Source organism: Mesomycoplasma ovipneumoniae (assembly GCF_035918255.1).
Classification (GTDB): Bacteria; Bacillota_I; Bacilli_A; order Mycoplasmatales; family Metamycoplasmataceae; genus Mesomycoplasma; species Mesomycoplasma ovipneumoniae_A.
Map to the genome: position 1 here is coordinate 858,853 of NZ_CP142136.1, position 26,725 is coordinate 885,577.

General features: G+C 29.3%; 34 protein-coding genes and 2 pseudogenes. 7 read left to right on the forward strand and 29 right to left on the reverse strand.

Annotated features, from left to right (window positions below; all coding sequences use genetic code 4):
• Position 1 precedes the first annotated feature (1 nt).
• The 29 genes and pseudogenes from rpsK to U3G01_RS03170 all read right to left on the reverse strand — a co-directional run bounded on the left by rpsK (position 2) and on the right by U3G01_RS03170 (position 16,892).
• Positions 2-406: a 30S ribosomal protein S11 gene (gene rpsK, locus U3G01_RS03030; RefSeq protein ID WP_010321373.1), complete on the reverse strand. Its 405-nt coding sequence runs from the start codon at positions 404-406 to the stop codon at positions 2-4.
• A 6-nt stretch (positions 407-412) separates the two neighbouring features.
• Positions 413-829: a 30S ribosomal protein S13 gene (rpsM, locus tag U3G01_RS03035; protein ID WP_010321372.1), complete on the reverse strand. Its 417-nt coding sequence runs from the start codon at positions 827-829 to the stop codon at positions 413-415.
• 109 nt (positions 830-938) lie between these two features.
• Positions 939-1,052: a 50S ribosomal protein L36 gene (rpmJ, locus tag U3G01_RS03040; protein ID WP_010321371.1), complete on the reverse strand. Its 114-nt coding sequence runs from the start codon at positions 1,050-1,052 to the stop codon at positions 939-941.
• Between the two features lie 37 nt (positions 1,053-1,089).
• Positions 1,090-1,317, reverse strand: coding sequence for a translation initiation factor IF-1 (gene infA, locus U3G01_RS03045; protein ID WP_010321370.1), 228 nt, complete (start codon positions 1,315-1,317; stop codon positions 1,090-1,092).
• Positions 1,318-2,070 carry a type I methionyl aminopeptidase gene (gene map / locus U3G01_RS03050; protein WP_255031130.1) on the reverse strand — a complete coding sequence of 251 codons (753 nt, stop codon included), beginning with the start codon at positions 2,068-2,070 and terminating at the stop codon, positions 1,318-1,320.
• Positions 2,061-2,702 carry an adenylate kinase family protein gene (locus tag U3G01_RS03055; protein WP_255031132.1) on the reverse strand — a complete coding sequence of 214 codons (642 nt, stop codon included), beginning with the start codon at positions 2,700-2,702 and terminating at the stop codon, positions 2,061-2,063. Before U3G01_RS03055 ends, map begins: the two co-directional genes overlap by 10 nt.
• A gap of 29 nt (positions 2,703-2,731) precedes the next feature.
• Positions 2,732-4,153, reverse strand: coding sequence for a preprotein translocase subunit SecY (gene secY / locus U3G01_RS03060; RefSeq protein ID WP_255031133.1), 1,422 nt, complete (start codon positions 4,151-4,153; stop codon positions 2,732-2,734).
• Positions 4,153-4,599 carry a 50S ribosomal protein L15 gene (gene rplO, locus U3G01_RS03065; protein WP_255031134.1) on the reverse strand — a complete coding sequence of 149 codons (447 nt, stop codon included), beginning with the start codon at positions 4,597-4,599 and terminating at the stop codon, positions 4,153-4,155. Before rplO ends, secY begins: the two co-directional genes overlap by 1 nt.
• Positions 4,600-4,782: 183 nt before the next feature.
• The gene (gene rpsE / locus U3G01_RS03070; protein WP_255031136.1) at positions 4,783-5,412 is read right to left on the reverse strand and encodes a 30S ribosomal protein S5; all 630 of its coding nucleotides are present in this window, start codon (positions 5,410-5,412) and stop codon (positions 4,783-4,785) included.
• Between the two features lies 1 nt (position 5,413).
• A complete protein-coding gene (gene rplR, locus U3G01_RS03075; RefSeq protein ID WP_069096606.1) occupies positions 5,414-5,779 on the reverse strand; it encodes a 50S ribosomal protein L18 in 366 nt (121 codons plus the stop codon).
• Positions 5,780-5,781: 2 nt separating this feature from the next.
• On the reverse strand, positions 5,782-6,321 hold the full coding sequence (rplF, locus tag U3G01_RS03080; RefSeq protein ID WP_255031140.1) for a 50S ribosomal protein L6: 540 nt from the start codon (positions 6,319-6,321) through the stop codon (positions 5,782-5,784).
• A 5-nt stretch (positions 6,322-6,326) separates the two neighbouring features.
• On the reverse strand, positions 6,327-6,722 hold the full coding sequence (gene rpsH, locus U3G01_RS03085; protein ID WP_069096608.1) for a 30S ribosomal protein S8: 396 nt from the start codon (positions 6,720-6,722) through the stop codon (positions 6,327-6,329).
• A gap of 4 nt (positions 6,723-6,726) precedes the next feature.
• Positions 6,727-6,912: a type Z 30S ribosomal protein S14 gene (locus U3G01_RS03090; RefSeq protein ID WP_010321361.1), complete on the reverse strand. Its 186-nt coding sequence runs from the start codon at positions 6,910-6,912 to the stop codon at positions 6,727-6,729.
• A 48-nt stretch (positions 6,913-6,960) separates the two neighbouring features.
• Positions 6,961-7,506: a 50S ribosomal protein L5 gene (gene rplE, locus U3G01_RS03095; RefSeq protein WP_010321360.1), complete on the reverse strand. Its 546-nt coding sequence runs from the start codon at positions 7,504-7,506 to the stop codon at positions 6,961-6,963.
• A gap of 1 nt (position 7,507) precedes the next feature.
• The gene (gene rplX / locus U3G01_RS03100; protein ID WP_255031141.1) at positions 7,508-7,831 is read right to left on the reverse strand and encodes a 50S ribosomal protein L24; all 324 of its coding nucleotides are present in this window, start codon (positions 7,829-7,831) and stop codon (positions 7,508-7,510) included.
• Between the two features lie 3 nt (positions 7,832-7,834).
• A complete protein-coding gene (gene rplN / locus U3G01_RS03105) occupies positions 7,835-8,203 on the reverse strand; it encodes a 50S ribosomal protein L14 (RefSeq protein ID WP_010321358.1) in 369 nt (122 codons plus the stop codon).
• 1 nt (position 8,204) lies between these two features.
• Entirely contained in the window at positions 8,205-8,489 is a 285-nt protein-coding gene (rpsQ, locus tag U3G01_RS03110) for a 30S ribosomal protein S17 (RefSeq protein ID WP_010321357.1), read from the reverse strand.
• Positions 8,479-8,838, reverse strand: a complete 360-nt coding sequence (gene rpmC / locus U3G01_RS03115; RefSeq protein ID WP_255031142.1) for a 50S ribosomal protein L29 — start codon at positions 8,836-8,838, stop codon at positions 8,479-8,481. Before rpmC ends, rpsQ begins: the two co-directional genes overlap by 11 nt.
• A 7-nt stretch (positions 8,839-8,845) precedes the next feature.
• The gene (gene rplP / locus U3G01_RS03120) at positions 8,846-9,256 is read right to left on the reverse strand and encodes a 50S ribosomal protein L16 (RefSeq protein ID WP_010321355.1); all 411 of its coding nucleotides are present in this window, start codon (positions 9,254-9,256) and stop codon (positions 8,846-8,848) included.
• 2 nt (positions 9,257-9,258) lie between these two features.
• Positions 9,259-9,942 carry a 30S ribosomal protein S3 gene (gene rpsC / locus U3G01_RS03125; RefSeq protein WP_069096611.1) on the reverse strand — a complete coding sequence of 228 codons (684 nt, stop codon included), beginning with the start codon at positions 9,940-9,942 and terminating at the stop codon, positions 9,259-9,261.
• A 92-nt stretch (positions 9,943-10,034) separates the two neighbouring features.
• A pseudogene (rplV, locus tag U3G01_RS03130) lies at positions 10,035-10,403 on the reverse strand (50S ribosomal protein L22); the annotation flags it as partial.
• A 13-nt stretch (positions 10,404-10,416) separates the two neighbouring features.
• Positions 10,417-10,692, reverse strand: a complete 276-nt coding sequence (gene rpsS / locus U3G01_RS03135) for a 30S ribosomal protein S19 (RefSeq protein WP_010321352.1) — start codon at positions 10,690-10,692, stop codon at positions 10,417-10,419.
• Complete coding sequence (rplB, locus tag U3G01_RS03140) at positions 10,692-11,540, reverse strand: 50S ribosomal protein L2 (protein WP_255031144.1); 849 nt, start codon at positions 11,538-11,540, stop codon at positions 10,692-10,694. Before rplB ends, rpsS begins: the two co-directional genes overlap by 1 nt.
• The gene (rplW, locus tag U3G01_RS03145; protein WP_255031145.1) at positions 11,540-12,034 is read right to left on the reverse strand and encodes a 50S ribosomal protein L23; all 495 of its coding nucleotides are present in this window, start codon (positions 12,032-12,034) and stop codon (positions 11,540-11,542) included. The genes rplB and rplW overlap by 1 nt, the downstream gene beginning before the upstream one ends.
• Positions 12,021-12,680 carry a 50S ribosomal protein L4 gene (gene rplD, locus U3G01_RS03150; protein WP_010321349.1) on the reverse strand — a complete coding sequence of 220 codons (660 nt, stop codon included), beginning with the start codon at positions 12,678-12,680 and terminating at the stop codon, positions 12,021-12,023. The genes rplW and rplD overlap by 14 nt, the downstream gene beginning before the upstream one ends.
• On the reverse strand, positions 12,673-13,368 hold the full coding sequence (rplC, locus tag U3G01_RS03155) for a 50S ribosomal protein L3 (RefSeq protein ID WP_010321348.1): 696 nt from the start codon (positions 13,366-13,368) through the stop codon (positions 12,673-12,675). Before rplC ends, rplD begins: the two co-directional genes overlap by 8 nt.
• Before the next feature lies 1 nt (position 13,369).
• On the reverse strand, positions 13,370-13,690 hold the full coding sequence (gene rpsJ, locus U3G01_RS03160; protein WP_029513109.1) for a 30S ribosomal protein S10: 321 nt from the start codon (positions 13,688-13,690) through the stop codon (positions 13,370-13,372).
• Between the two features lie 309 nt (positions 13,691-13,999).
• Positions 14,000-15,283 (reverse strand): MFS transporter, encoded by a 1,284-nt coding sequence (locus U3G01_RS03165; RefSeq protein WP_255031146.1) that lies wholly within the window; start codon positions 15,281-15,283, stop codon positions 14,000-14,002.
• The gene (locus tag U3G01_RS03170; protein ID WP_255031148.1) at positions 15,267-16,892 is read right to left on the reverse strand and encodes a M28 family peptidase; all 1,626 of its coding nucleotides are present in this window, start codon (positions 16,890-16,892) and stop codon (positions 15,267-15,269) included. The genes U3G01_RS03165 and U3G01_RS03170 overlap by 17 nt, the downstream gene beginning before the upstream one ends.
• Positions 16,893-17,771: 879 nt before the next feature.
• Between U3G01_RS03170 and U3G01_RS03175 the strand changes: the two genes are divergently transcribed.
• The 7 genes and pseudogenes from U3G01_RS03175 (at position 17,772) to U3G01_RS03200 (ending at position 26,645) form a co-directional block, all read left to right on the forward strand.
• Entirely contained in the window at positions 17,772-19,664 is a 1,893-nt protein-coding gene (locus U3G01_RS03175) for a hypothetical protein (RefSeq protein WP_255031150.1), read from the forward strand.
• Positions 19,651-22,032, forward strand: a complete 2,382-nt coding sequence (locus tag U3G01_RS03180) for an ATP-binding cassette domain-containing protein (RefSeq protein WP_255031152.1) — start codon at positions 19,651-19,653, stop codon at positions 22,030-22,032. Before U3G01_RS03175 ends, U3G01_RS03180 begins: the two co-directional genes overlap by 14 nt.
• A gap of 79 nt (positions 22,033-22,111) precedes the next feature.
• A complete protein-coding gene (locus tag U3G01_RS03185; protein ID WP_255031153.1) occupies positions 22,112-22,849 on the forward strand; it encodes a hypothetical protein in 738 nt (245 codons plus the stop codon).
• Positions 22,850-23,136: 287 nt separating this feature from the next.
• A complete protein-coding gene (locus tag U3G01_RS03190) occupies positions 23,137-23,868 on the forward strand; it encodes a hypothetical protein (protein WP_255031155.1) in 732 nt (243 codons plus the stop codon).
• 413 nt (positions 23,869-24,281) lie between these two features.
• A pseudogene (locus tag U3G01_RS03790) lies at positions 24,282-24,380 on the forward strand (transposase); the annotation flags it as partial.
• Between the two features lie 286 nt (positions 24,381-24,666).
• Positions 24,667-25,398, forward strand: a complete 732-nt coding sequence (locus U3G01_RS03195; RefSeq protein WP_255031157.1) for a hypothetical protein — start codon at positions 24,667-24,669, stop codon at positions 25,396-25,398.
• A 515-nt stretch (positions 25,399-25,913) separates the two neighbouring features.
• On the forward strand, positions 25,914-26,645 hold the full coding sequence (locus U3G01_RS03200; RefSeq protein ID WP_255031159.1) for a hypothetical protein: 732 nt from the start codon (positions 25,914-25,916) through the stop codon (positions 26,643-26,645).
• The last annotated feature ends 80 nt before the right edge of the window (positions 26,646-26,725 follow it).

Below are 26,725 nucleotides of genomic sequence, written 5' to 3' on the forward strand. Positions count from 1 at the left end.
CCTACCTTTTTTCCTGACGTTTAAATCATTTACGCGGAGGACGAGTTCCGTTGTGGGGAATTGGCGTAACGTCTTGGGTAAGTAAAATATTAATTCCTGAAGTTATAATTTGCTTACGCGCAGCTTCTTTTCCTTGCCCGGTTCCTTTAAGGTGAACAACAACTTCACGCATTCCGTGTTCACGAGCTTTTTGGGCAGCAGCAGCGGTTGCTAGGGTAGCAGCATATGCGGTTTTTTTCTTTGTTCCTTTAAAGCCAATTGATCCTGAACTAGCTCAAGAAATTACATTTCCTTGTTTGTCAGTAAAAGAAATTATCGTGTTTTGGTGTGAAGAGTGAATGTGGGCAATTCCGGCTGTTACATTTTTTGGTCTGATTTTTTTAACTTTACGAGTATTAGTTGCCATGATTAACTATTTTTTACCTTTGTCTTTTTTTGCCATAATTGCTTTTCTTGGACCTTTTCGAGTACGCGCGTTTTTCTGAGTTACTTGACCACGAACTGGAAGACCTTTACGATGACGGATTCCACGATAACATTTAATTTCAATTAGTCTTTTAATATTTGATTGAACTTCACGGTGCAGGTCACCTTCGGTTTTATAAGTTTTTGCAATATCACGAATGATTTGCAAAACATCTTCCTGAATTTCTTTAACTTTTGTATCTTGGGTTAAAACAGGATATTTTTTCCCAAATTTTTCTTGCTGAATTGCAGCAGTTTTGTCAATTATTTCTGCAGCAAGCGATTTTCCAATTCCATAAATACTTGTAAGAGCAATTACAATTCTTTTATGATTGGGGATTTCAACATTAAGAATACGTGCCATATTTTAAACTTATTTAAATAAATATATTTTCCTTTTTATAAAATTTTATTTTTCACCTCTAAAAATTTAAAAGTGAAAAATACTAACAAAATAGAACAAAAATCAAAAACTATCCTTGTCTTTGTTTGTGTTTTTTTAAAACACAAATTACACGGTTCACCGAACGACGCTTAATTATTTTGCAATCTTTGCAAATTTTTTTAATACTTGCTCGAACTTTCATTTTTTTCCTTTAAATTCAGGTAATAATTTCAAAAAAATTATTTAAAGCGGTAAACAATTCTTCCTTTTGAAAGATCATAAGGTGACATTTCAACCTTAACGCTGTCGCCTAAAATAATTTTAATGTGGTGAAGTTTCATTTTCCCAGCAACATGACAATTTAATTTTACTCCGTTTTCAAGAGTTACTTCATATTCTTGGGAGTTAAAAACGTGTGATATTTTACCTTGAAATAATAATTTTTGTTCTTTTGAAGAATTTTGCATCTATTTTTGATCCATTTCTGTTAGTATTATTCCCTTCCCGTCTTGAATTAAAATTGTCTGTTCATAGTGGGAAGTTTTTTTACCATCATTTGATTGTACCGATCATCCGTCTTTTAAAATTTTTATTCGCGGAGAACTTTGGACGATCATTGGTTCAATACAAATTACCATATTATTTTTTATTTTTTTTCCAGTGCCCGGGACACCAAAATTGAAAATATTAGGATTTTCGTGCAATTTTTTGCCAATACCATGGCCACAAAATTCAACAGGAGTAAAAAATCCATAAGACCTTATGACTTGATTGATAGCAAAACCAATGTCACCTGTTGTTGCGCCAGGTTTGATTGCCTTGAAGCCGGCAAAAAAAGCTTCCTCGGCGCATTTTATTAGTTTTTCATTTTCAGCATTTGGGCCAAGTGATTTACTAAAAGCACTGTCGGCAAAAAAACCATTATAAGATAGTCCTAAATCAACTGAAACCAAATCACCTTCTTGAAGAATGTAGTCATTTGGAATACCATGAATAAGGATTTCATTAACACTTATACAAATAGTTGCCGGAAAACCGTGATAATTTAAAAATGCTGGTTTGGCGCCTCTGGCAATAATCTCATCAAAAGCGATGGCATCAATTTCTTTTAAAGAGATCCCTGGTCTTACAAAGTCATAAATTTTTTTCTTGACTTCTGCCAGGAGTTTAGCGGCAATTTTTAGTTGTTCAATTTCAAATTCTGTTTTAATTAGAGACATTTTTCAATTTCACTAACAATTTCGTCCAAACTTCTTTCAACATTTAAATAATGAATTTTACCATGTTTTATATAATAATCGACAATTGGCGTTACAGATTCATTAAATTTTTCAATTCGAAGCTTAACAATTTCAGGACGATCGTCTGGACGAGTAAATAAAGGTTCACTATCAATGTCGCATGTATTTTCTACTTTTGGTTTTGCTAGTAATAAATTATATGATTTTTGACATTTACTGCAAAACAAACGTTGAGAAAGACGGCTAACTATTGTCTCTGGTTTGATTTCAAGGTAAAAAACTTTGTCAACATCAATTTTATTTTCGTTCATAAAATTGAGTTGATTTAATGTTCGTGGGTAGCCATCAAGAATATAACCTGTCTGCGGTGAGAGTTGACTGATAAAATTTGACAATAAATCGTTAGTAATTTCATCAGGAACATATAGACCATTTTTAACATAGTTTTGAATTTTCTCGGCAAAATCACGATCTTTTTTGATTTTTTCACGGAAAAGATTACCAGTAGAAATATGAACTAATTTAAACTTGTCAACTAGAATTTTTGAAATACTACCTTTTCCAGAACCAGGGGCGCCAATTAGAAGAATTTTTGAATTAGATAATGACATTGTTAAATTTTGAGACCTTTTTTAATTTTTTACCATAATAAATCACGACTTGACTTCGCTGAGGAAGAATCTTGTTTATATGTAAGATTTTTGCGGATTTTTTTGGTTTGTTTTAATACTTTTTGTGCTCCATAACGTGCTTTAATTTGCGATATAGTTTCAAGAGCAGTTGTTCCTAAAATTATTATTGAAGTTCCTGAAAAAGTTATTGCCGAAGGTAGACCTAACATTATCGCAACTGGCTGGAAAATTCCAAGAAAAGTCAAATAAATAGCACTAAATACTGAAATTCTAAGAATAACGCCAATTAAATAATCTTCAGTTTGCTCACCAGGACGAATACCGGGGATAAAAGTTGAATTTTTGGCAAAATCCTGGGAAATTTTATCAATCCGCGATTGCTGAAGCGACATAATAATGCTAAAAATAATATTACATACAATAAATATACTAAGACCAATTGGATGATGAATTTGCAAATTATTATCGATTCAATTACGGGCAGCTGAAGTGTTTCGGTCAAAAAATCCAGTCAAAAGTGAAGGGATTGAAACAACAATTAAAGCAAAAATTATTGGCATAATTCCGGCTGGATTTAGTTTTAAAGGCAAAACCGATATTTCTTTAATGTTTTTGGACATCCCTGAACCAGTTTGTTGAATTGGGATTTTTCTCTCAGCCAAATAAACATAAACTGATATAAATAAAATAGCCAAAAATGCAACAATATAAAGGATAAAACTAAGAACTTGTGTTATTAGTGATGAAGGCGAAGAAAGATCGACTAAATACTCAAAAGCATGACGAAAACGTTGTGGAAGACCAACAACTATTCCCGAAAAAATTAATAACGAAGTCCCGTTTCCTACACCTTTATCGGTTATCTGTTCGGCTAAAAACAAGGAAAAAAGCGAACCAGCAACTAAAATTAAGGGTAAAATAAACCAAATATATGCAGCGCTAGTAATTTCTAAACGAACAAAGCCAAAACTTTCATTAAGAATAACGGTTCGAATTAAAACAATTGCCTGAATAAGCGCAACAAGAAGAGTCAAAAATCTTGTAATTATATTGATTTTTCTTCTTCCGGCAGGACCAGACTGGGAAAGTCGATGAATTGGAGGGAAAATCTTTGTCTGAGCAATAAGCATGAACAAAGACGACGTAATAAAAGGGCTGATGCCTAAGGCAACAACTGAAAAATTAAGTAAACCGCCACCACCGACGGTATTAATGATACCTAAAAATGAGTTGGTATCAATTTGGAATTGCAACAACCTGAGCCCAGGAATAGTAATTGTACCACAAACAATAAAAATTACCAATAAAAAAAATGTAAAAATTATTTTGCGGGCAAGAACTTTTTCTTTATAAACAAGAAGGATATAATTTTTAAGACTTATATATCCAGAGTTTGTTTTTTCTCAAAGTTTAGCAAAAAGTTTGCTCACTAGTTTACCTCAGTAATTGAACCGCCGAGCTCTTCAATTTTAGCTAGTGCCGCTGCAGAATAAGCATTTGTTGTTACAAAAAGTTTTTTTGTTAATTCACCTTTTGCAAGTAATTTTGCTGGCAAATTACGTTTTTTAAGCACACCTTTAAGATAAAGTGACTCAAGACTAACTTTATCCCCATCTTGATAACGGCTTTCAAGATCTGATAAATTAAAGATTTCATATTGTTTTGAGTTAAAATTGCGGAAACCAATTTTTGGCACACGACGAAATCAAGGGTTTTGACCACCTTCAAAGCCAAGACGAACAGTTGAACGTTTTTTTTGTCCAGATTGACCTCTACCGGCTTGTTTACCTTTTCCAGCAGCATGCCCACGCCCTTTACGGTGTTTTTTTGTTCTTGCACCAGGGGTATAAGTTAAATTTTCAAGTCTTATTGCCATATTTGTTCCTATTTTTTTAAGTTTTATAATTATACTTTATTTTAAAACTTTTTTTTCAAAAAACATAAAAAAAGTTTTAAGTAATTTTTAGTGCCTAAATTTTACCCTAAGGCACTAAAAATTTAAAGATTTTTTGCTATTTTTTAAATAAAGGGAAAAATTTATGAATTTGAGAAGCAAAAGTTATTTTTTTTGGGCTAAAACTTGTGAAGGATTAAGATCACGAAGTTCAGCTATTTGATTAATAGTTTTAAGTCCTAAAAGCGCTTTCAGAGTTGCACGCACAACGTTAATTTTTGTTCTTGATCCGTAAGTTTTTGTATAAATATCAGTATACCCAGCAAGTTCAACAACAGCACGCACGGTATTTGAAGCAACAATTCCTTTACCTCTTGGGGCTGGTTTGATGAGAATTTTTGAGGCTGAATATTTAGCATTTATCTCATGTGGAACGGTTGATCTTCGGTAAATTGGCACAGACACAAGCCGGTTTTGTGCATCTTTTACGGCTTTCCGAATTGAGTCTTGCACTTCGTTAGCTTTTCCGTGACCTAGGCCAACTTTTCCTTTTTTATTACCAACAACGGCAAAAGCGCTAAAAGAAAAACGGCGACCACCTTTTACAACTTTGGTTACACGGGCAACTGAAATTATTCTCTCTTCAAACTCAGGGCGAAAATTTTTTTCTTTTGGTTTTTGACGCTGACCACGTGGACGTTGACGGCCTGCTTCTTTTGGACTGAATTGTTTTTGATTTTGACTGTTTTGATTTGTTTTTTGCTGATTTGGTTTATTGTGAAGATTTGTATCCATTTTAGAATTTTACTCCTTGGGCTCTTAATGATTCGGCAAAAGCTTTAATGCGACCATGATATAAATAACCGCTTCGGTCAAAAACAAAAGGATTTTCTTCCAATTTAAGCTCTTTTAATTTAGCGTATAATTCAGGGGCTAAATTACTTGCAGCTTGGATATTTCCGCTATATTTATCAGTCTTGTCAAGTGTTGAAACCGAAAGGATAACTTGATTTTTTCAAGGATCAAAAATATAAGCATAAAAATGACGTAAAGATTTATATACGCCAATCCGGTATTTTTTTTGGTCTTGGTGCGAAGGACTAAGTTTTGCTAAAATACGGACATGTTTTGCTTTTCGGTGAAAATTACGTGATTTTTGCATAATTATTTAGAAGCTTTTTTCCCTTCTTTGAGTTTAAGAATTTCGTTACTATAAGAAATTCCTTTGCCTGAATAAGGATTTGGCCGGCGAACTTGACGAATTTGGGCGCTAAATTGGCCAACTTTTTGTTTGTCAATACCTTTAATTACAATAGTTGTTGCATTTGGTACTAAAACATCAAGTTCATTTGGCACTTTGAGTTCAACTGGATGAGAATAACCAACTAAAAGTTCGATAACTTTTTCTTTTAGTGTTGCCTTATACCCAACCCCTTTAATTTTGAGTTCTTTTTGAAAACCTTTTGAGACACCAGTCAACATTCCACTAAGGTGAGAATTTGTTGTTCCATGAAGTTGTTTTACTTGTTTATCTTCAGATTTTCTGATTGTTTTTAGTGTACTGTTTTCTTCAATAATTGTAATTAAATCAGAAAATTGGCGCTCTAAAATACCCAACGGACCTTGAATTTTAACATTTGAGCCATTAATTTCAACACTAACTTTTTCAGGAATAATTAAAACACGATTACCGACACGTGACATATTTTTTACCAAATGTAGGCGATAATTTCACCGCCGACATTTTCCTTTCTTGCTTGTGAATCAGTTAAGAGCCCTTTTGAAGTTGATAAAATTGCAATTCCGTAGCCAGATTGGACAAAAGGAATTTTTTGGGCAGGGGCATAAACGCGAAGCGAAGGTTTAGAAATTCTTTTAAGTCCAGAAATTGATGAAGTATTTCCTTTGTATTTGAGCTCAACAGTTATTGTTTTTTTAAGCTCGCCTTCAATTTGGAAATCTTTAATATATCCAGCTTCTTTAATAATTTCTAACATTTTTGCTTTAATTTTTGAATGTTGAAATGATACTTGTTTGTGTTTTCTGATTGTTGCATTCCGAATTCGGGTTAGCATATCAGCAATTGGATCTGTTATAAAAGCCATAATTTTACCAACTCGCTTTCTTAATTCCAGGAATTCGTCCTTGGTGAGCCAAAGTACGAAAACAAATACGGCAAATACGGAATTTTCTTAAAACTGAATGAGAACGGCCACACAACTGACAACGAGTATAGGCGCGAACTTTGAATTTAGGAGCCCGATTTGCTTTGACTTTTCACGACATTTTTGCCATAGATTTATCCTTTAACCTAAAAAATTTTTAAAATTTTTTGCGAAAAAATTAACTTTTTTTCGCAAAAGGAAAGCCTAATAATTCAAGAAGTTTTAAGGCTTGCTCATTATTTTTTGCACTTGTTACTATTATTACATCAAGTCCGCGAATTTTTGTGATTTTATCAAAAGTTATCTCAGGAAAAACGATTGATTCTTTAAATCCAAGGGCAAAATTTCCTTTGCCATCAAAAGATTTAGGGGAAAGACCACGAAAATCACGAATACGAGGAATTGCAATATTGAGAACTTTTGAAAGAAAATTTCACATTTGTTCACGACGGAGAGTAACTTTTCCACCAACTGGCATTCCTTGACGAAGTTTTCAAGTTGCAAGTGATTTTTTTGCCACTGTTTTATACGGTTTTTGACCGGTAATGTTTGCAAGATCATCAAGAACAGCTTCAATTGCTTTTGCATTTGTTACTTGATTTCCGGCAGTCATATTAACGACAACTTTTACAATTTTGGGAACTTCAGAAGGGGATTTGAAATTAAAATGGTCTTTTAGTTGGCCAAAAACATTATCACGATAGTGCTCTTGAAGCTTTGTCATACTAAATAGCCTTTCCTGTTTTTTTTGCAATTCGGGTTTTTTTACCATTTTCTACTTTAAAACCAACACGAGTTGGAACAGCTGGCTTATCTTTTCCAGCTTTTTTGGCAACCAAAGCTAGTTTTGAAAGTAAAATTGGCGCTTCAAAAGTGACAACTTCACCTTTTGTATTTTGATTTGAAGGTTTACGGTGTTTTGTTTTAATATTAACATCTTTAACAATTGCCGCATTTTTTGCAGGAATTATTTCAAGGACAGATGAGACTTTACCTTTGTCATCGCCAGATAAAACTACAACTGAATCATTTTTACGAATTTTTTGCATTTTTTAGAGAACCTCCTGCGCCAGTGAAGCGATTTTTAGGTAACCTTTTTCACGGATTTCTCTGGCAATTGGCCCAAAAACACGTGTTCCTCTTGGAGTTCCATCCTCTTTGATAATTACAACTGCATTGTCATCAAATTTTATATGTGAACCATTTGGACGACGAAGACCGTATGTTGAACGAACAATTAGTGCCTTAACAACTTGTCCTTCTTTAAGCATTCCGTTTGGAATTGCTTTTTTAACAGAAACTACAACAATGTCACCAATATTTGAAGTTTTTTTAACAGATCCACCTAAATTTCGGATTACACCAACAATTTTTGCGCCCGAATTGTCAGCAACATTTAAACGAGATTGTTCTTGAACCATTTTAGACTTCTCCTTTTTTTTGTAAAACCTCAACTAGACGGAAATGTTTTGTTTTTGAAATTGGACGGCATTCTGCTATTTTAACAAAATCACCAACATTTGCTGTTCCTGCTTGGTCATGAGTTGCAAATTTTTTTGTCTTTTTGAACCGTTTTCCATAAAGTTTATGTTTATAAGCTGTCTCAACAGAAACCATTATTGTCTTATCAGAAGTTCGAATCACTTTTCCTTGCAGTGTTTTACGAAGATTACGCTTTTGGGGAATTTTTTCTAAATTATTGTTCATTTTGGCTACTCATTTCTGCTGGTTTTGTTTGAATTTTTGGGGCTAAAAGCGGCTTGATATGCGCATTAAAATGGGCTTTTATTGATTTTGGCGATTTTGCAAATACGACTTTTTGCGCTTTTTTTTGCTTTTTGGTGAGTTTTTTTGGCTTTGGATTTTGGCTTAATTTTTGCTCAGAAAGAATTGTTAAAATTCGGGCAATTATTTTACGAATCTGGCTGATTTTGTGAGTTTGATCTAAATTTGAACTTTGATTTTTAAATCTTAAAATAAATAATTCAGAACGGTATTCAAGAAGAAGTGCATTAAGTTCGCTTGGTGTTTTTTTTAAAAGTTCTTTATATTCCATTGTTTTCCTAAGATATAGTTACTATTTTTCATTTTAGTGGTAATTTATGTCCACCAAGTCGAAGTGCATCACGAGCAACATCGTCTTTTACACCTTTAATTTCAAACATCATTGTATTTTTTTTAACAACAGCGACTCAACGATCAACTGAACCTTTTCCAGATCCCATCCGCACTCCAATTGGCTTAGAAGTTAAAGACAAATGTGGAAAAATTCGAATAATAACTTGACCTTCACGTCCCATTCTTCTTGTAATTGCAATACGGGCAGCTTCGATTTGGGCCGCAGAAATTCAGGCAGAACCAACGGCTTGAAGTCCATAGTCACCAAAGGCTAAAAAATTTCCTGAGTGTGCTTCCCGTTTATCGTGATAAAGACGGAAAGTTTTACGGTGCTTAGTTTTTTTTGGTTGCAACATTTTTATCTCCTTTTATCACTTCTTATTACAGATTCAATATCAATTTTTTGTCTTGACTCACCAAGTGAGACTCAAACTTTAACGCCCAAAATTCCGTAAGTTGTTTTTGCAATTGCGGTTGCATATTCAACATTTTGACGCAAAGTGTGCAATTTCATTTCACCTTCGGCATAACCTTCAGAACGAGCCATTTCAACACCATTAAGACGACCAGAGACAAGTGTTTTTACCCCTTTTGCGCCCGCTTTTAGTGCGGTTCGAATTGCAAATTTTTGGGCAATTCGGTATGAGCCACGTTGTTCAAGTTTTTGGGCGATTGTTTCAGCCATTAATTTTGCATTTAATTCAGGATTTGTGATTTCAATTGCATCAATGTGTAAAACAATTTTCCGGTTTTTAAGAGTTTTTTTAAGTTGTTCAACAATTTTTTTCAGATTTTCGCCTGAAGATCCAAGAAATGAACCAAGTCTTGCTGTATATACTAAAACAGTAATTGCATTGTTGCGATCACGACGAATTATTGTGTTTCCAATTTGGTATTCACGGGTTAATTTTTCAAAAAAACGGTGAATTTTAACATCTTCTAACAAATTAGCGGCAAATTTATTTTTCTCTGCATACCAAATTGCATTATGAGCTCTTGTTATTCCAAAACGGAAACCATTTGGATTTACCTTTTGTCCCATTATTTTTCTCCTTGTTTTGGATTTAAGTCTTGATTGTTAGTTTCTGGTAAAACTTCAGCAGAAGTTGTTGCCGGTTCAAAAGACTCAAAAGTACTTGAATCTTCAGTGTCGCCTAGAGCTGCAAGAACAACCTTAAAATGAGAAGTTCTTTTAAGAATTTGACTTGCTGATCCTTTTGCCCGTGGACGAAAACGTTTTAGCGTTGGACCTTCATTAACAATCGCTGATTTTACAACTAAATTTGCTTGTTCAAGACCATGATTATTAATTGCATTGGCAATGGCAGAATTAATTAGTTTTCTAAAAATTGGTGATGCTTTTTTATTAGTATGGGCCAAAATTGAAAGGGCTTCAAAGACAGGTTTATTTTTAACTAAATTAGCAACAAGGCGTGCTTTTGAGGCAGAAATTCTTTGGGTTTTTAAAGAAGCAACTGCATAATTATTGTTTTCGAAATTCATTTATATTGTCCTTTTATTTCTTTTTAGCCTTGTCTTTTCCGTGTCCATAATAAGTTCTTGTTGGCGAAAACTCACCTAATTTGTGACCTACCATATCATCAGTAACATAAACTTCGTTAAAAATTTTGCCATTGTGGACCAAAAAAGTTAGACCAACAAACTGGGGAAAAATAGTTGACCGGCGTGATCAAGTCTTAATTGGTTTGCGTGAATTTTTCATAATTGCATCATCAACTTTTTTAAGAAGATGCTCATCAGCAAATGGACCTTTTTTAAGTGAACGAGCCATTATTTTTTAGATTCCTTTCTTGAACGGATTATCAATTTAGTTGAAGCTTTTTTAGGATTTCTTGTCTTAACTCCAAGTGCTTTTTTACCTCAAGGAGTAAGTGGAGATTTACGTCCAATTGGTTGTTTACCTTCTCCACCTCCATGTGGGTGATCATTTGGATTCATTACTGATCCACGAACGGTTGGTCTAATTCCTTTGTGACGATTTCGCCCTGCTTTTCCGATGTTAACAAGTGAATTTTCTTCATTTCCAACTACACCAACAGTTGCCCGGCAGGTAGATAAAATTCGACGGTATTCTCCTGATTTTAGTTTAAGAATAACGTACTTTCCGTTTTCATCACGACCTTGAATTTGGGCTCAAGTTCCCGCTGAACGGATTAGTTGCCCCCCTGCGCCTGGATGGAGTTCGAGATTGTGAACAAAAGTACCTTCAGGAATATTTTTAAGCGGCAGGCAGTTTCCAACAAGAATATCAGCCTCAGGACCTGAGGCAATTTTTTGACCTACTTTTAGATTTTTAGGTGCTAAAATATAACGTTTTTCGCCGTCAATATAAGAAATAAGGGCAATATTTGCTGAACGATTTGGGTCATATTCAATTGTTTTTACAATTGCCGGAATATTGTCTTTATTTCTTTTAAAATCAATTAGACGGTATTTTCTTTTGTGCCGTCCACCTTGGTGTCTAACGGTAATTTTACCTTGAGAATTACGACCTGAATGTTTTTTTAAAGTTACAAGCAAAGACTTTTCTGGTCTGTTTGTTGTTAAATTTGCGCCAAAATCAAGTGAAGACATATGGCGACGGCCGTTTGTTGTTGGTTTATAATATTTAAGCGCCATTAGTTTGTCTCTCCTTGTTCGTTAGTTTGGTTTTCAGGCTGGTTTTCAGGCTGATTTTCCTCAGTTTTTTGACTTTCGGCGGCCTGTTTTTTTGCAAGTTTTTGGGCTATTTCCTGATTTTTTTGCTCTAGTTGGGCTCTTTTTTCTTCAATTTGTTGACTGAATTCTTGTTGGTCTTTATTGGTTTGGTCAAGATTTTCCTGTGCTGGAGCTTCGTCTTCAAAAAGATTAATTGTGTATCCTGGTTTTAATTTTACAAATGCTTTTTTGTATTTTGTACTAAAACCACGTGATTTCCCTAGTTTTTTTTCTTTTTTTGGAACAGTGAAAATATTAACTTTTTCAACTTTTACATTAAAAATGTATTCAACAGCTTTTTTTGTCTCAGAACGATTTGTTGTTGGACTTACTTTAAAAGAATAAACTCCTTGAGACATTAACTGGTAGGATTTTTCAGTTAAAATTGGACCTTTAATAATATTATTTACGTTCATCTTCAATCCTTTTTTTAAGACTTGCAATATCATTTTCGGAAATGATTAGCAAATCAGTTTTTACTAGTGATTCAACTGTTATTGAATTAGGTTTTACTAACTCGACATTTGGTAAATTTCTTGCTGATAAAAATAAATTTGTATCAGTTGAGGCGATTAAAATGTGACGAAGTTTATCAATTTTAAAGGTTTTTAACTGTTCTACCAGAAGTTTAGTTGAAATTTTGTCCATTGAAAAATCATTTACTAAAACTTGGTGGTTTTGCGCTAGTTGGGAAAGGGCACCAACAAAAGCTAGTTTTTTTACTTTTTTGTTTACTTTTAGAGTGTAATTTCTTAAAGTTGTCGGTCCAAAAGCGCGACCCCCACCAACAAAAATTGGTGATCTTCTTGATCCAGCACGGGCTTTCCCAGTTGATTTTTGTTTTCAAGGTTTTTTACCTGTCCCTGAAACTTCACCACGGTTTTTAACTTTGTGAGTTGAAAAACGACGGGAGGCTCTTTCGGCCAAAATTGAGTCAAAAATAGCTTGAGTTTTTAGTTCTCTTTGCTCAAATAAAACTTCTGGAAGAGCTTTATCAGGGTTAAATTTAACAATATTTTCGTATTTTGCGCTCTGAATTGAAATTGGTGTGTTTTTATTCATGTTTTAACTCCTGATCTTTGGGACTAACTTCAAAGAGATTAATGGGAGTTTTAGAAGTTGATTTTTTAATTGCGGTTCTTATCATAACAAATGATTTTTTTGGACCAGGAATTGAACCTTTTACTATTAATAAATTATTTTCCTGATCAACTTTAACAATTTCAAGTGACTGTTTAGTTACGCGAGAATGTCCAAGACGTCCTGGCATTGTCATCCCTTTAACAACTTTGTTTCCGGAAATATCTCCAAGTGAACCAGTCTGACGAATTGGTTTTGAACCACCCCCACCACCGTGAGATCTAGGTCCAATTGCTTGATTGTGACGTTTAATTGGACCAGCAAAACCTTTTCCTTTGGAAGTTCCAATTACATCAACAAATTCACCTGCGCTAAATATTGAAACATTAATGCTTTGACCTAATTTTAAACCTGGAAAATCACGGAATTCACGAACAAATTTTTTCGGTTTAGTATCAGCTTTTGCAAAATGACCTAATTCAGGTTTTTTGTGAGCTGATTGTTTTTTATCAAAAACACCGAGCTGAATTGCTTCATAGTTATCTTTTTCTTTGGTAAGAATTTTTGTAACTATGTTTTCAGGAACTTCAATTACGCTAACAGGAATCGAAATACCATCAACTGTAAAAAGTTGCGTCATTCCAATTTTTCTACCTAGAATTCCTTTCATTTTAATTTACCTCGATTTCTAATCAAACGCCAGCTGGCAATTGTGTTCGTGAAATTTTTTCTGTAACTGCTTTTTGATTGTTTGGTGAAACTTTTAAAATTACTAGCCGTTTGTGAGTGCGACTTTCAAATTGTTCACGAGATTTTTTATTAACGTGGACAGATCTCAAAATTGTATAAATCGCTCTTGAAGTTGGCAGCGGTACCGGGCCACATGTCTCGACATTAAGTTCACGCGCTAAAAGAATAACTTTTTTAGCAGCAGCATCAATTTGACGGTGGTCAAACGATTTGAACTTAATTTTTATTGATGTTGTGCTCATAAAAAAATAAGTGAGTTGCTCCTGTTCATATTTTTGAACGGACTCAACATAAAAACCAATACACAAAAACAACTCCTTCTCGTGTATTGCAACCTTATGTTTCATAGTCCTTACAATGTAAAGATTAATTATAACAAAAAAACAAAAAATTTTCTTATCTTTGTAAATATTTTTTAGACAAATTTTAGCAAAGCAAAAAATAAGAAAACTTTTCTTCGAATAAATGCTTATTTATTATACATGCAAATCCACTAATACAAAAGAGAAAAAATGATTTTTTCTAAATTAATATAATAATTTAAAGGTTTTCTAACTTTTTGTAGTCTTGATTTTAACTTTTTTAATAGTTAATTTTTTAATTTTCCAATAGCTAAAAATGACTATCAAGCTTAAAACTGAAATCAGAACCATAAATATTAAAAATGAAAAGTAAAATGAAAGATAAATAAAAGTTGCGGTCGTAGCGATTGTAACTAACGTGTAAAAAATCGCTCTAGTTACCAGTGAAATTCCGTTTTGGACATGGAATTTTTCTTTGCTAAAAAATAAATATGACAAACTGGAAAAAGCTGGAAAAAACAACGAAAATATAAACTGATTAAAACTAGTAATTATCATATATGAATAAAATTGAACATTTAAATTTTTGATAAAAGCAACAAAAGGCCAAATTCAACCCAATATTAGCAGGCCAACCAAAAGTCAAATAATGCTAATTTTTTTCTTTGTTTTATTTAGTATTAAAAAACTGACGATTGTTCCTAAAACTGAAGCAAACGAAAAACCAATATTGAGTCATGTTGCTAATTGTTGGTAGTTAAAAATCTCGACTTGACTTTGAGAATTAATATATTCAAAAACCGGTGGAAATAAAGTTGTTCTTGGCAAAAAGAAAATTGCAACAATAAAATGGCCGGCTAAGACAAAAACTCATTTATAAGTCGAAATTTTTTTGTCATTTTCCTTAAAATTTTCTTGCTGGCTAAGAGCAAAATCAAATTTTTTTGGATTTAATTTTAGTAAAAAATAAAGCAGTCCTGAGATTGAATAGGTAATCATATTAAATAAAACCATTCAATAAAAATCAAGTCTTGAGTAAATAACTAAGGCAAATACTGCCGAAATTAAAAAACCCATTGCCGTTGCAAAAGAGGAAAAAACATTAATATTTTGCATCTGTTTTTCATTGTTCGCTAGATAATAAACAATATTTTTCAAATAAATAAATCGAAAAGCATGGATAAAACCAAGCAATGTATTAACTAAAATTAATATTATTGAAAAGGTAAAAATTTGACTATTAGCCAGACTAAAAAAAATAATTAGCAAAAAAGCTAAACAAAAAACACTCAAAATATCTGAAACTAATAGGATAATTTTATCATTTTTTCATTTTTGGACAATCTTGCTACTAAATAAATAAACTACCAAATTAGGTATTTGGATTAACAAATATAAAATTGTAACAAGCCAAAAATCACCTGTAATTTTAAATATGTATAAAGACGAACTAAACTTAAAAGCTTCCGAACCTATAAGCGAAGTGCTAAGTGAACTAGTAAATTTGATTGAATTTTTAAAAAATATTGTCATTTATTTCCTTACAAATTCAAAGCAAAAAGAAAAAATTTTTTATTAGTGACATCGAGGAATTAGAATGTATTTTTGACACCGGAATTGATAAAGTTATGGCGTTTTGATTTTGAAAATTAGTGATATCAGTTCAACCTGAACCAAAATAAGGTTCAAATGGAATGCTATTTTTTTGAAAAATTTCGACAATTTTGTTATAAAAAACAATATTATGGGCCGTGAAAGTGTCAGCCACTCTTATTTTTATACCTTCATTATCTCAATTTTGGTCCTCACAGACATCAATATTGACCAAAAATTTGTATTTTTTAATTTGATTAGTAACAAAAAAATCTTTTGTTCCTTGTAGTTGAAGTTCCTCTTTTGTTGTCAGAAGAATATCAAAATTTTTGTCAATATGCAAAAGAATTCTGGCTAATATGTTAGAAATTTTATTATCTTGATTTCGCGAAAAGATAGTAAATCCGGAAATTTTTACCTTACTTTTGGGTAAAACTTGGTAAGTTCCATTTTCAGGGATTCCAAGGCACTTTAAATTAGGTCGATTTATTTTTCTGCTTTCTTCTTCAGAAAAAACTAAATTGTCAACTTTGACACAAGAAATTTCATTAATTTTTTCTGAATTCTGGTCAAATATTTCAAAAACACCTGAGTCAAAATAAGTTGTTCCCTGATTAAAAACCTCGCCAGCTATTGCAATACCACCTACTTCATCGCTATGATTTACGAATAAAACATTGTTATTTTTATTATTTTTTGATAAATAACCACCGTTTGTTTTTTTATGAATTTTATCGCCAAATAGTTTTTCAATATACTTTTTTTCAAAACCCGGGATTGATGGAAAATTCAAAAAATTTACCATCATATTTGTATAAATTTGCTTGTTTTTTAGTATTTTGTCAAAAAAATCTAAATTGCTTTTAAATTGTTCTTTCATAAAAGTTAAAAAATTATAGATATAATTTTTTAACGATTGATCAAAATAATTATTGTAGCTTTGTAATTTTAGAAAATCAAAATATTTATCAAGCATTTTGTCATAATTATAAAACCAATAAATAAAGAAGCTATTTCATAGACTATTTTGAAAGAAATTTTTTTCGCTTTGATAATTAATATTGTCTGGGTTTTTACTTAGTATATTTCAAGAAATGTTCAAATCATCAATTATACTTAGCATTTTTTTATTTGAATCATGTGGAAAAACTGGACTTAGAACATAACCCATCATCGCAATTTTTTGAAAAAAAGCATACTTAATCTTTAATTCATAAAGATTTTTGTATTGGGATTCTTTTAAAAATTGTTTGTTTATCGTTTCTAATACTATAAATTCAATAATAAAACCATTAATTCTAAGTATTTGTAAATTGTCGTCTTTTTTTATTAATTCAGCATTTTTTTCCTGCAAAATAAAATTAATAAATTCTTGACGTTGTCTAAAGGAACAATTTACAAAACCTAAATCCAAATCGTTGGGCTTTCGGGTTATAAAATTTTCCTTTCAAAATAGATAGCTTCCTTTTAGAAAAATTTGCAAATTCAAATTATTTTCTTTATTAAATTTACAAATTAACGATGCTATTTGGCTAATAATTTCTTGCATTTTTATGGTAAAATTTCCGAACTTACTTCTCTAGGGGATTGGTTGAACCTTGCGGATATCAGATTCATTTATTATAAATAGCGGTAATGTTTCATGGTCGATACTAAAACCGGAAGTTTTTAAAGGCATATTTTTTATCATTTCTGAATATGGCTCGTATTTTTAGGATCCTTTTTTATGATATTATAATAAATTTAACGTTTCATTGCGATTTTATTTATACTTTTTTTGGTAAAATGGCACTATTATTGAGGGAAAATTATTTAATCAAATAATTTTTTGTAATCATCAAAATTCATGTTTTTGCCTTTTGTTGTTGATCTTTAAAAAAGTAAAAACTAACTTAACTCTTAAAATATAATTGTAATTTTGCTGAATTAGTAATTGAAATTGCCAAAATTGTAACATAAAAAACATAAATGAGTAGAAAAAGTAGCGGAATATTAAAATTTTGTTTTATATTTATATAATTTATAGTTTGTAAAATTAGCTATGAATAAAAATATAATTTTTATCATTTTTTAACAAAAATTATATTTTTGTGTTTTTCTTATTTTGTTTTTTATTATTTGCTTTAGTATGATAAAATTATAACTAACACTAATTTATAAATAAAAATTTATTAAGGATAATTTATGATAATTACAAAAAAAAAAGAAAAAATTCACTAGACCTAAATAAAATTTGATGGTGGATTTTCGGATAAGACAGTGCAAATGTGGATGTTTTAATTATATTAGGGTTAAAAATACAAAATAACAACATTCAGAAACTGAATCTCTGCAAGAACTGAATGCAATGAAGGAAAAGTTACGAATATATTGCTAATTCTTCTTTTTATAAAGTTTCAAAATTATCTCAAAATTTAGAGGAATAGTCATGATACCTAAAATTTTTACAAAAAAATGAGTTATTTTTTCAATTATTGGTGGTAGTTTGGGATCAATTGCTATAAGTGTCCCTTTAATTTATTATGCTCTTACTAGGCCCGTTGAAGTTGAAATAAATAGATTTGAACCTAAAACATTAACTAGTAATTCAAAATCGGCTTCTATTTTTTCCAATTCTGATCTAGAAAAAATAAACAGTTTTATTTTAGAAAGGGAGTTAAAAAAAGGTATACAAAAAAGTGACTATGCTCTAAAAAGTGAAGTTCAGGTAGAGTATAATTACGAAACTGCAAACCAAATTTTAGCAATTTTAAAAATGTCGAATAACATTAATCAATTTGACAAACTTAAATTACTATTAAAAGATGCGCCTGCTTATTTGAGAAGACCGCGATCTAGTTTGAGAGATGAATACGAAATAAGCAATATTCATTTTAATATTAACCCAATTGATAATGTTCCTAAACTTATTAATTTTATTTCAATATATTATGATAAAAATAAAAAACAGTTTATTGATACCAAAGATAACTTTTGAGATTTAGCATGAACTATTTTGTATTTTAAATTAAATGGTCATGATTTTCAAAAATATTTCGATATTAAAGATTGAATTAGGGACGAATTCAAGAAAATGAATTTTGAAAGTGAAGAAGTATCGATAAACGGGAGTGAAAATCCAAAATCATTAAGTGATAAACGTTGACTACTCATTAAAAAATATATCTTAATTTTATCAATAATAAATAATTTAGGAAACAACCATTTTTCTGATATTATAAAAGAAAAGCAAAAATCAATAAATATTTTAATTGAAAAATGAGAGAAACATTTTAGACAAATTATTGAAAATCAGAATGCAGAAGAAAATATAAGAAATTTTGATGATTCGCCTCTAACAATATTTGGTTTTTACTACATTAGCAAGAATTTTTATGAGTATTCGCCAGAGTATTTGTCAAAAATAAATGAATACACTAAAAACTGATTAATAAATTTTAAAACAAACACCGATCCTACGGATTATGATGGCGCACTCCTTCTTTATTATTTTGGAAATAATAAAGAATTAGAACCCGAATTACTTAGAAAAAGCGAAGAAATTGTAGATTATGTTATTGAAAATAGATTGTTTCGTCAAGAACCTGATATCACAAAAACTATTTTTGTAAAACACATTTTAGAATTGAGTGAGAAAAAAGAAAATCAAGTGCAAAAAATAAATCAAACAATAGAAACATTATTTAAGCAAACAACGAAAAAACCGGAAGATAATCCTGATTTTTTTGAGGACTTATATAATTATGTATTTTTTTCAATTAAGACTTATCCCGATTTTTTTAAGAGTCAAAAAGATTTTTTAAATACAATAATTGATCATAGCAAATTTGTAAAAAAACCAATTGATTTTTTTTATTTGTCTAAAACAATTGCGCTGTTAAATAGTTTTTATAATACAAACAAGCCGGCAAAAATTAATGTTTCCAAGCGAATTTTTGACAATATTATGAATGCAAAACTAGAAAAAAATGCTCCATTTTTTTTAAAATTTATTAACTTATTTATTAAGCTTATTTTTAAAAATGAATTAGATGACAACAAGGAAATTGTCGAATTTATAAACCAAAATCTTGATGAAAAAAATATAAATAACGCTGAATTTTTAGAACATCTTTTTTGGTATATTGAATTTCAAAGTGCAATTAAATCAAAATTGGAGCACCAAATATACTCTGCTAAATTAGAAAAATTTATTTCATTATTAAAAAAAGATATTTTAGGTAAAATTGATAGAAAAGTAGGTAAAACACACTTTTTGAATATTAAAACTATTTATATGACTTATCAAATAGATTGGCTACTTAAAAATGATAAAAATTAAAAATCTAACTAAAAATTTTAACCGAAGAGCTATTTTTAAAAATTTTAGCCTGGAAATCCCATCTAATGAGTTGGTCTTTGTCGTTGGTCCTTCCGGGATTGGGAAAACTACTCTTATTAACCTGATTGCTAATTTTAGTCAAAAAGATAAAGGTGAAATTCTTTTTTATAAAGATAACAAAGTTGTTAAAAACCCTTTAATTGACGTTGTTTTTCAAGATTTTAACTTAATTGAATCTGCTACTGGTATGGAAAATATTAAAATTGGCGCAAATGCAATAAATTTTAATATTAATGAAAAGAATATTGAAGAAAATGCAAGTTTTGTTAATATTTCAAAAGAAAATTTAGCAAATAGAGTGAGTGATTTATCAGGCGGTCAAAAACAACGAATCGCAATTTTGCGATCATTAGCACGTGAATCTGACTTTATTTTGTTAGATGAACCTACTGGAAATCTTGATGTGGAAAATGCTGAAATTCTTTTTGAAAAAATACAAATATTAAGGAAAAATAAAACTATTTTGATAGTTAGTCACAATTTAGATCTTGCTAAAAAATACGGCGATAGAATAATTTATCTAAAAAATGAATCTGTATTAGAAATTGAAAAAATCGAAGAAATAAATAAGGGTGTATCTTTAAATAAAACTGATTATGATTTTAAATTTGAAAAAAAACCTTTAAAAATAAGTGACAAATTAAAATCAATTATTTTATTTTTGAAGCTAGATTTTAAAAATAAAATAATTATTACAGCTTTACTAATTATCACATTTCTAATTAGCATTTTAAGTCTAAATTTATTTGCTACACTTGATACGCAAGCAAATGCCGTTAACTCGCAACGAATTCTTCAATACAATTTAGATTCTTTTGAGGTTCAAAAAAAGGGAATATCACCGCTTTTTGACGAAGAAATCGAGAAATTCAATGCTAAAAAAGACATTGTTAATAAAATTATCCCTGTTTATTTAACTCGAAACTTTGTTTTTGCTTATAATAATAACGACAAAGAATTAGTTTCTGAGAATAATGATATAGAATTAATCGACCAATCTGATTTTTTTAAAAATAGGTTTAAATTTGACGACAAAAACCTTCAAGGTAATCTTATACAAAATGAAAATGAGATAATTATTTCAAGTTCAGTTGTCACAAAATTAAAAATTACCGATCCTATTGGCAAAAAAATTAAAATTAAAGGCATATTTAATCCGAATGTTGATGAAATTCCAACAATTTTTGAAGTTACTATTGTCGGAGTAAACCATTCAATTGATGTATTCAACACAATACCTTCTTTTTTACATTATAATTTAGCAAAAAAAATTAATGAAGCTTTTTTAAAAAACACAAAGGGTGTTTCGTCTTTCCGCGGCTCAATCAGTCTTTTAAATGTAAGAAATTTTCAATCATTTTTCGTTGGCAAAAAACATTTTTTAAAAGATTTAAAGGTAGAAAATTTAAAAATTAGTAATGGTGAGCTTCCTAAAAATAAAGATGAAATTGTTGTTTCAGTTGACGCTATTGATGAAATAAATAATCTTATAGATGATTTTAACAATAGAGCTACTGAATTAAACAAAAACAATAATTTTAAAATCGACAAATACGAGAAACTAAAAATAGGGTCTAAAGTTGAATTATCAAATAGAAATGGAGAAGATATTCCTTTTAAAATAGTCGGAACTTTTGATCTAAAGGAAAACCATCATTTGCAGGAACAAAAATCTGAAGTTGACACTCGCGAAGAACAAAGACGTGAATTTAAGAACCATATCATAATGCATAATGATGGTGATGAATATAGAAACGAAATAAGACCACGAGGTGCAAAAATATTCTTAAAATCTGAAAATATCAATGAAAATTTAGACTCATTTAAAAAGGATTTTCCAAATTATTGATATTCAAAAGATCTTGACTCAATAAAAATTTTACTTTTAAGCTCCACTTTTTTAGTAAAAGCAGTACTACTTGCTATCCAAGTGATTCTTATAGTTTTATTGGTAGTTTTTTCAGTTCTTTATGCAAAAAATCTAACACAATCAAAATTAAAATCAATTGGAATTCTTAAATCACTAGGCGAAAAAACTAAAAAAATCTTTTTCTTACACATATTAAATATTTTTGCAATTTCTTTCTTAATTTTAATATCAGGTCTAATAATAAGTTTGCCTAGCATGCCATATTTTTATAGTTTGATAACAACCGCTGATTTTATCAGTCCAACTTATACACAAATTTTTATCAATTTCATTGTAATTTGATTCTCAATTAGTTTGCTTATTTTTCTTATCTATTTCTTCATATCATTAAGATATTACAAAAAACCTGTTACTGAACTTCTTAAAAATAGTTTATAATTTTTAGATCATTTTATATCTAAATTAGTATACTAATTTAGACTTGATTTAGGAAAAATTATCACAGGTGTTTATTCAAATGAAATCAATATTACTATTTTATAAGCTATTATTTTTTAAGCCCCTTTATATTGTTTCAAACGTTTTTTTATCGTTGAGTTTTCTAATAAGCACACCTCTTCAATTAGCATTTCCTGAACATATAGTTATTTTAAGAATATTTGTTTTTGGTTCGCTTTCTTTGCTTATTTTTATTAACCTTTCAAGATACATTTGATTTATTTCCAAATACAAAAAAGAGGCTTTAAATTTGTCAAATGAAAAACTTAAAGAAAAGTATCCTCAACTTTTAAGAGTTGAAAAAAATTTACCTCTATATGCAACGCCCGTTTTAAATTATGAATTTTGACTAAGAACTAGATTACCTTTTATTGCTTCTGAATTTAATGAACAAGATCCTGACTATGAAGAAAAACAAAAATTTCTATACAAGATGCATTTAAGATTATACATTGTTGAATCATTTTTAGTTGTTTTTGTAATTGCATGCCTTACTTTATCTTTCTATTTTATATTACCAAGAACATTTTCAGTTAATCCAAGAACTAATAATCTTTATTTTAATTATAATCTTGTATTTTCGATAGTAACTAGTATTACACTTTATAGTATTGGTATTTTTACCACAGTGTGAATAATTCAATCAAAAACCAAAATAATACAAATTTCTAAAAATCTTTTGACTATTTCTGTTGAGGAATGTAAAAAAGCCTATAAAAGTACTTTTTTTAGATTTTATCTTCCTAAAAAAATTTAAGACTCATAAATTTTTTTAGGAAATCAAAGTTAAAACACAAAATTACGAACACTCCCTGATTTTATAAGTACAACTTATACACAAATTTTTATCAATTTCATTTAGATTTGATTCTCAACTAGCTTCCTTATTTTTCTTATCTATTTTTTTAAATCATTAAGATATTACAAAAAATCTGTTAGTGAACTTCTTAAAAATAGTTTATAATTTTTTAGGTCATTTTATATCTAAATTAGTATACTAATTTAGGTTTGATTTAGAAAAAATTATCGCAGGTGTTTATTAAAATGAAATCAATTTTACTACTTAATAGACTAGTATTTCTTAAACCCATTTATGTTGTTTCAAGCTTTTTTTTATCGTTGGTTTTTATAATAAGCACACATTTTCAACCCTTATTTCCTGAACATATACTTATTTTAAGAATACTTATTTTTGGTTCGATTTTTTTGTTTGCTTTTCTTACCATTTCAAGATACATTTGATTTATTCGCAAATATAAAAAAGAGGCTTTGAATTTGTCAAATGAAGAACTTGAAAAAAAGTTTCCCAAACTTTTAAAAATTGAAAAAAATGCAGCTTGATTTGCAAAAAAAGTTTCAAATTATAATACTTGGTTAAAATTTCAATTACCTGTAATTGCTTCTAAATTTAATGAACAAGATCCCGACTATGAAGAAAAACAAAAATTTCTATACAAGATTACTTTAAAATTGCAAATTGTTGAATTATTTTTTGCTCCTATTTTAATGGCATGCCTTGCTTTATCTTACTATTTTATGGCTACAGCATTTATTTCAACAAAAGGTAATAATTTATCTGTTATTCCTAATTTTACATATTCGGTGATAACTGGTATTATATTTTTTGTTATTGTTAGTGTTGCCTCAGCGTGATTAAATCAATCACTAATCAAATTAATACAAGTTTTTAGAAATCTTTTGACTGTATCTGTTGAAGAATCTAAAAAAGCCTTTAAAAGCATTTTTATCAGATTTTATCTTCCTAAAGACATTTAAGATTGGGTAAATTTTTTAGAAAATCAAAGCACAAATAAATTAATACTTTCAAAAAATAACCGCCACAAACTCACCAATAATTTTTTACACTATTTTGTACCGCAATTAATATTGAAGGTCAAAATTTTGAAAATGCAACTATTGCTTATCAACAAATAAGTTGATTTATTGATCGGTATAACAATTCAAAGCTTGAAAGAAAATCCCGCCAAAGTGACGGGATTTTTGTTATTGTACTAAAACAAGCCTTTTTTTGTGTGTGAATTTCTTATTAAAATAAAGGCACAAGTTAATTTTGCATAAATAATTTACACTAAAATTTAGAGTTTTATTACCTATAAAAAATATTAATCAGCTGCAAAAGCAACAAAAATTTTTAACCATCGATCAAATTGTTTTTTTGGTAAAAGCCATCTATAAAATGACAAAGGCAGGTAAGAAATTGAAACATAATTAAAAAACAATTAGAAATTTTTTTCCATAATTGGTTAAATAATGTAAAATTAAATTAGATTTGTATTTGAAAAATCCATAAAAATTTAAAACACAAAATTATGAACACTCGCTGATTTTATAAGTCCAACTTATACACAAATTTTTATCAATTTCATTGCAATTCGATTCTCAACTAGCTTAACTTATTTTTCTTATCTATTTTTTTATATCATTAAAATATTCCAAAAAAGCTGTTATTGAACTTGTTAAAAATAGTTTATAATATTTTAGGTTCTATCATATCTAAATTAGTATACTTATTTAGACTTGATTTAGAAAAAATTATCGCAGGTGTTTATTAAAATGAAATCAATTTTACTACATTATAGGCTAGTATTTTTTAAACCTATTTATATTGTCTCAAGCGTTTTTTTATTAATTATTATTCTATTAGGCACACCTTTTCAATACTTATTTCCCGAACATATACTTATTTTAAGAATATTTATTTTTAGTTCGATTTTTTTGTTTGCTTTTCTTACCATTTCAAGATACATTTGATTTATTCGTAAATATAAAAAAGAGGCTTTGAATTTATCAAATGAAGAACTTGAAAAAAAGTTTCCCGAACTTTTAAAAATTGAAAAAAATACAGCTCGATTTGCAAAAAGAATTTCAAATTATAATACTTGGTTAAAATTTCAATTACCTGTAATTGCTTCTAAATTTAATGAACAAGATCCCGACTATGAAGAAAAACGAAAATTTGTATACAAGATTACTTTAAAATTTCACATTGCTGAATCATTTTTACTTACTATTTCAATTGCATTCGGTACTTTATCTTACTATTTTATAATTACAATAGCGGTTTCAACAAAAGATAATAATTTATCTGTTATTCCTAATTTTACATATGCGTTCATAACTGGTATTATATTTCTTGTTGTTGGTTTTGCTGCCTGAGTATGATTAAATCAATCAACAATCAAATTAATACAAGTTATTAGAAATCTTTTGACTGTTTCTGTTGAAGAATCTAAAAAAGACTTTAAAAGTATTTTTATCAGATTTTATCTTCCTAAAGAAAATTAAGATTGCATAAATTTTTTAGAAAATCAAAGCACAAATAAATTTATACTTTCAAAAAATAACCACCACAAACTAACCAATGATTTTTTAAGCTATTTTGTAGTGACAATTAATTTTGAATTTCAAAATTTTGAAAATGTGACCCTTGCTTATCAAAAAATAAGTTGATTTATTGACTAGTATAACAATTCAAAACTTGAAGGAAACTCCCGCCAAAGTGGCGGGAGTTTTGGTATTCTACTAAAACAAGTCTTATTTTTGACCGTGAATTTCTTATTATAATAAAGGCACAAGTTAATTGTACATAAATAATTTAAACTAAAATTTAGAATTTTAGGGAGTGTTCGTAATTTTCTGTTTTAAATTTTTATGGATTTTTTCAAATAGAAATCTAATTTAATTTCACATTATTTAGGCAATTAGGGAAAATAATTTCTAATTTTTTAGGTTATATAATGCCTAAATTAGTATATAATTTAGATTTGATTTAGAAAAAATCATCCCAGGCAGTTATTAAAATGAAATCAATTTTAGTATTTTATAAACTACTATTTTTTAAACCCCTTTATGTTGTTTCAAACGCTTTTTTATTCCTTATTTTTGTGTCAAGCACACTTTTTCAATTATTTTTTCCCGAACATATAGTCATTTTAAGAATATTTATTTTTAGTTCGATTTTTTTGCTTGTTTTTCTCAACTTTTCAAGATACATTTGGTTTATTTCCAAATACAAAAAAGAGGCTTTGAATTTATCAAATGAAGAACTTGAAAAAAAGTTTCCCGAACTTTTAAAAATTGAAAAAAATACAGCTCGATTTGCAAAAAGAATTTCAAATTATAATACTTGGTTAAAATTTCAATTACCTGTAATTGCTTCTAAATTTAATGAACAAGATCCCGACTATGAAGAAAAACGAAAATTTGTATACAAGATTACTTTAAAATTTCACATTGCTGAATCATTTTTACTTACTATTTCAATTGCATTCGGTACTTTATCTTACTATTTTATAATTACAATAGCGGTTTCAACAAAAGATAATAATTTATCTGTTATTCCTAATTTTACATATGCGTTCATAACTGGTATTATATTTCTTGTTGTTGGTTTTGCTGCCTGAGTATGATTAAATCAATCAACAATCAAATTAATACAAGTTATTAGAAATCTTTTGACTGTTTCTGTTGAAGAATCTAAAAAAGACTTTAAAAGTATTTTTATCAGATTTTATCTTCCTAAAGAAAATTAAGATTGCATAAATTTTTTAGAAAATCAAAGCACAAATAAATTTATACTTTCAAAAAATAACCACCACAAACTAACCAATGA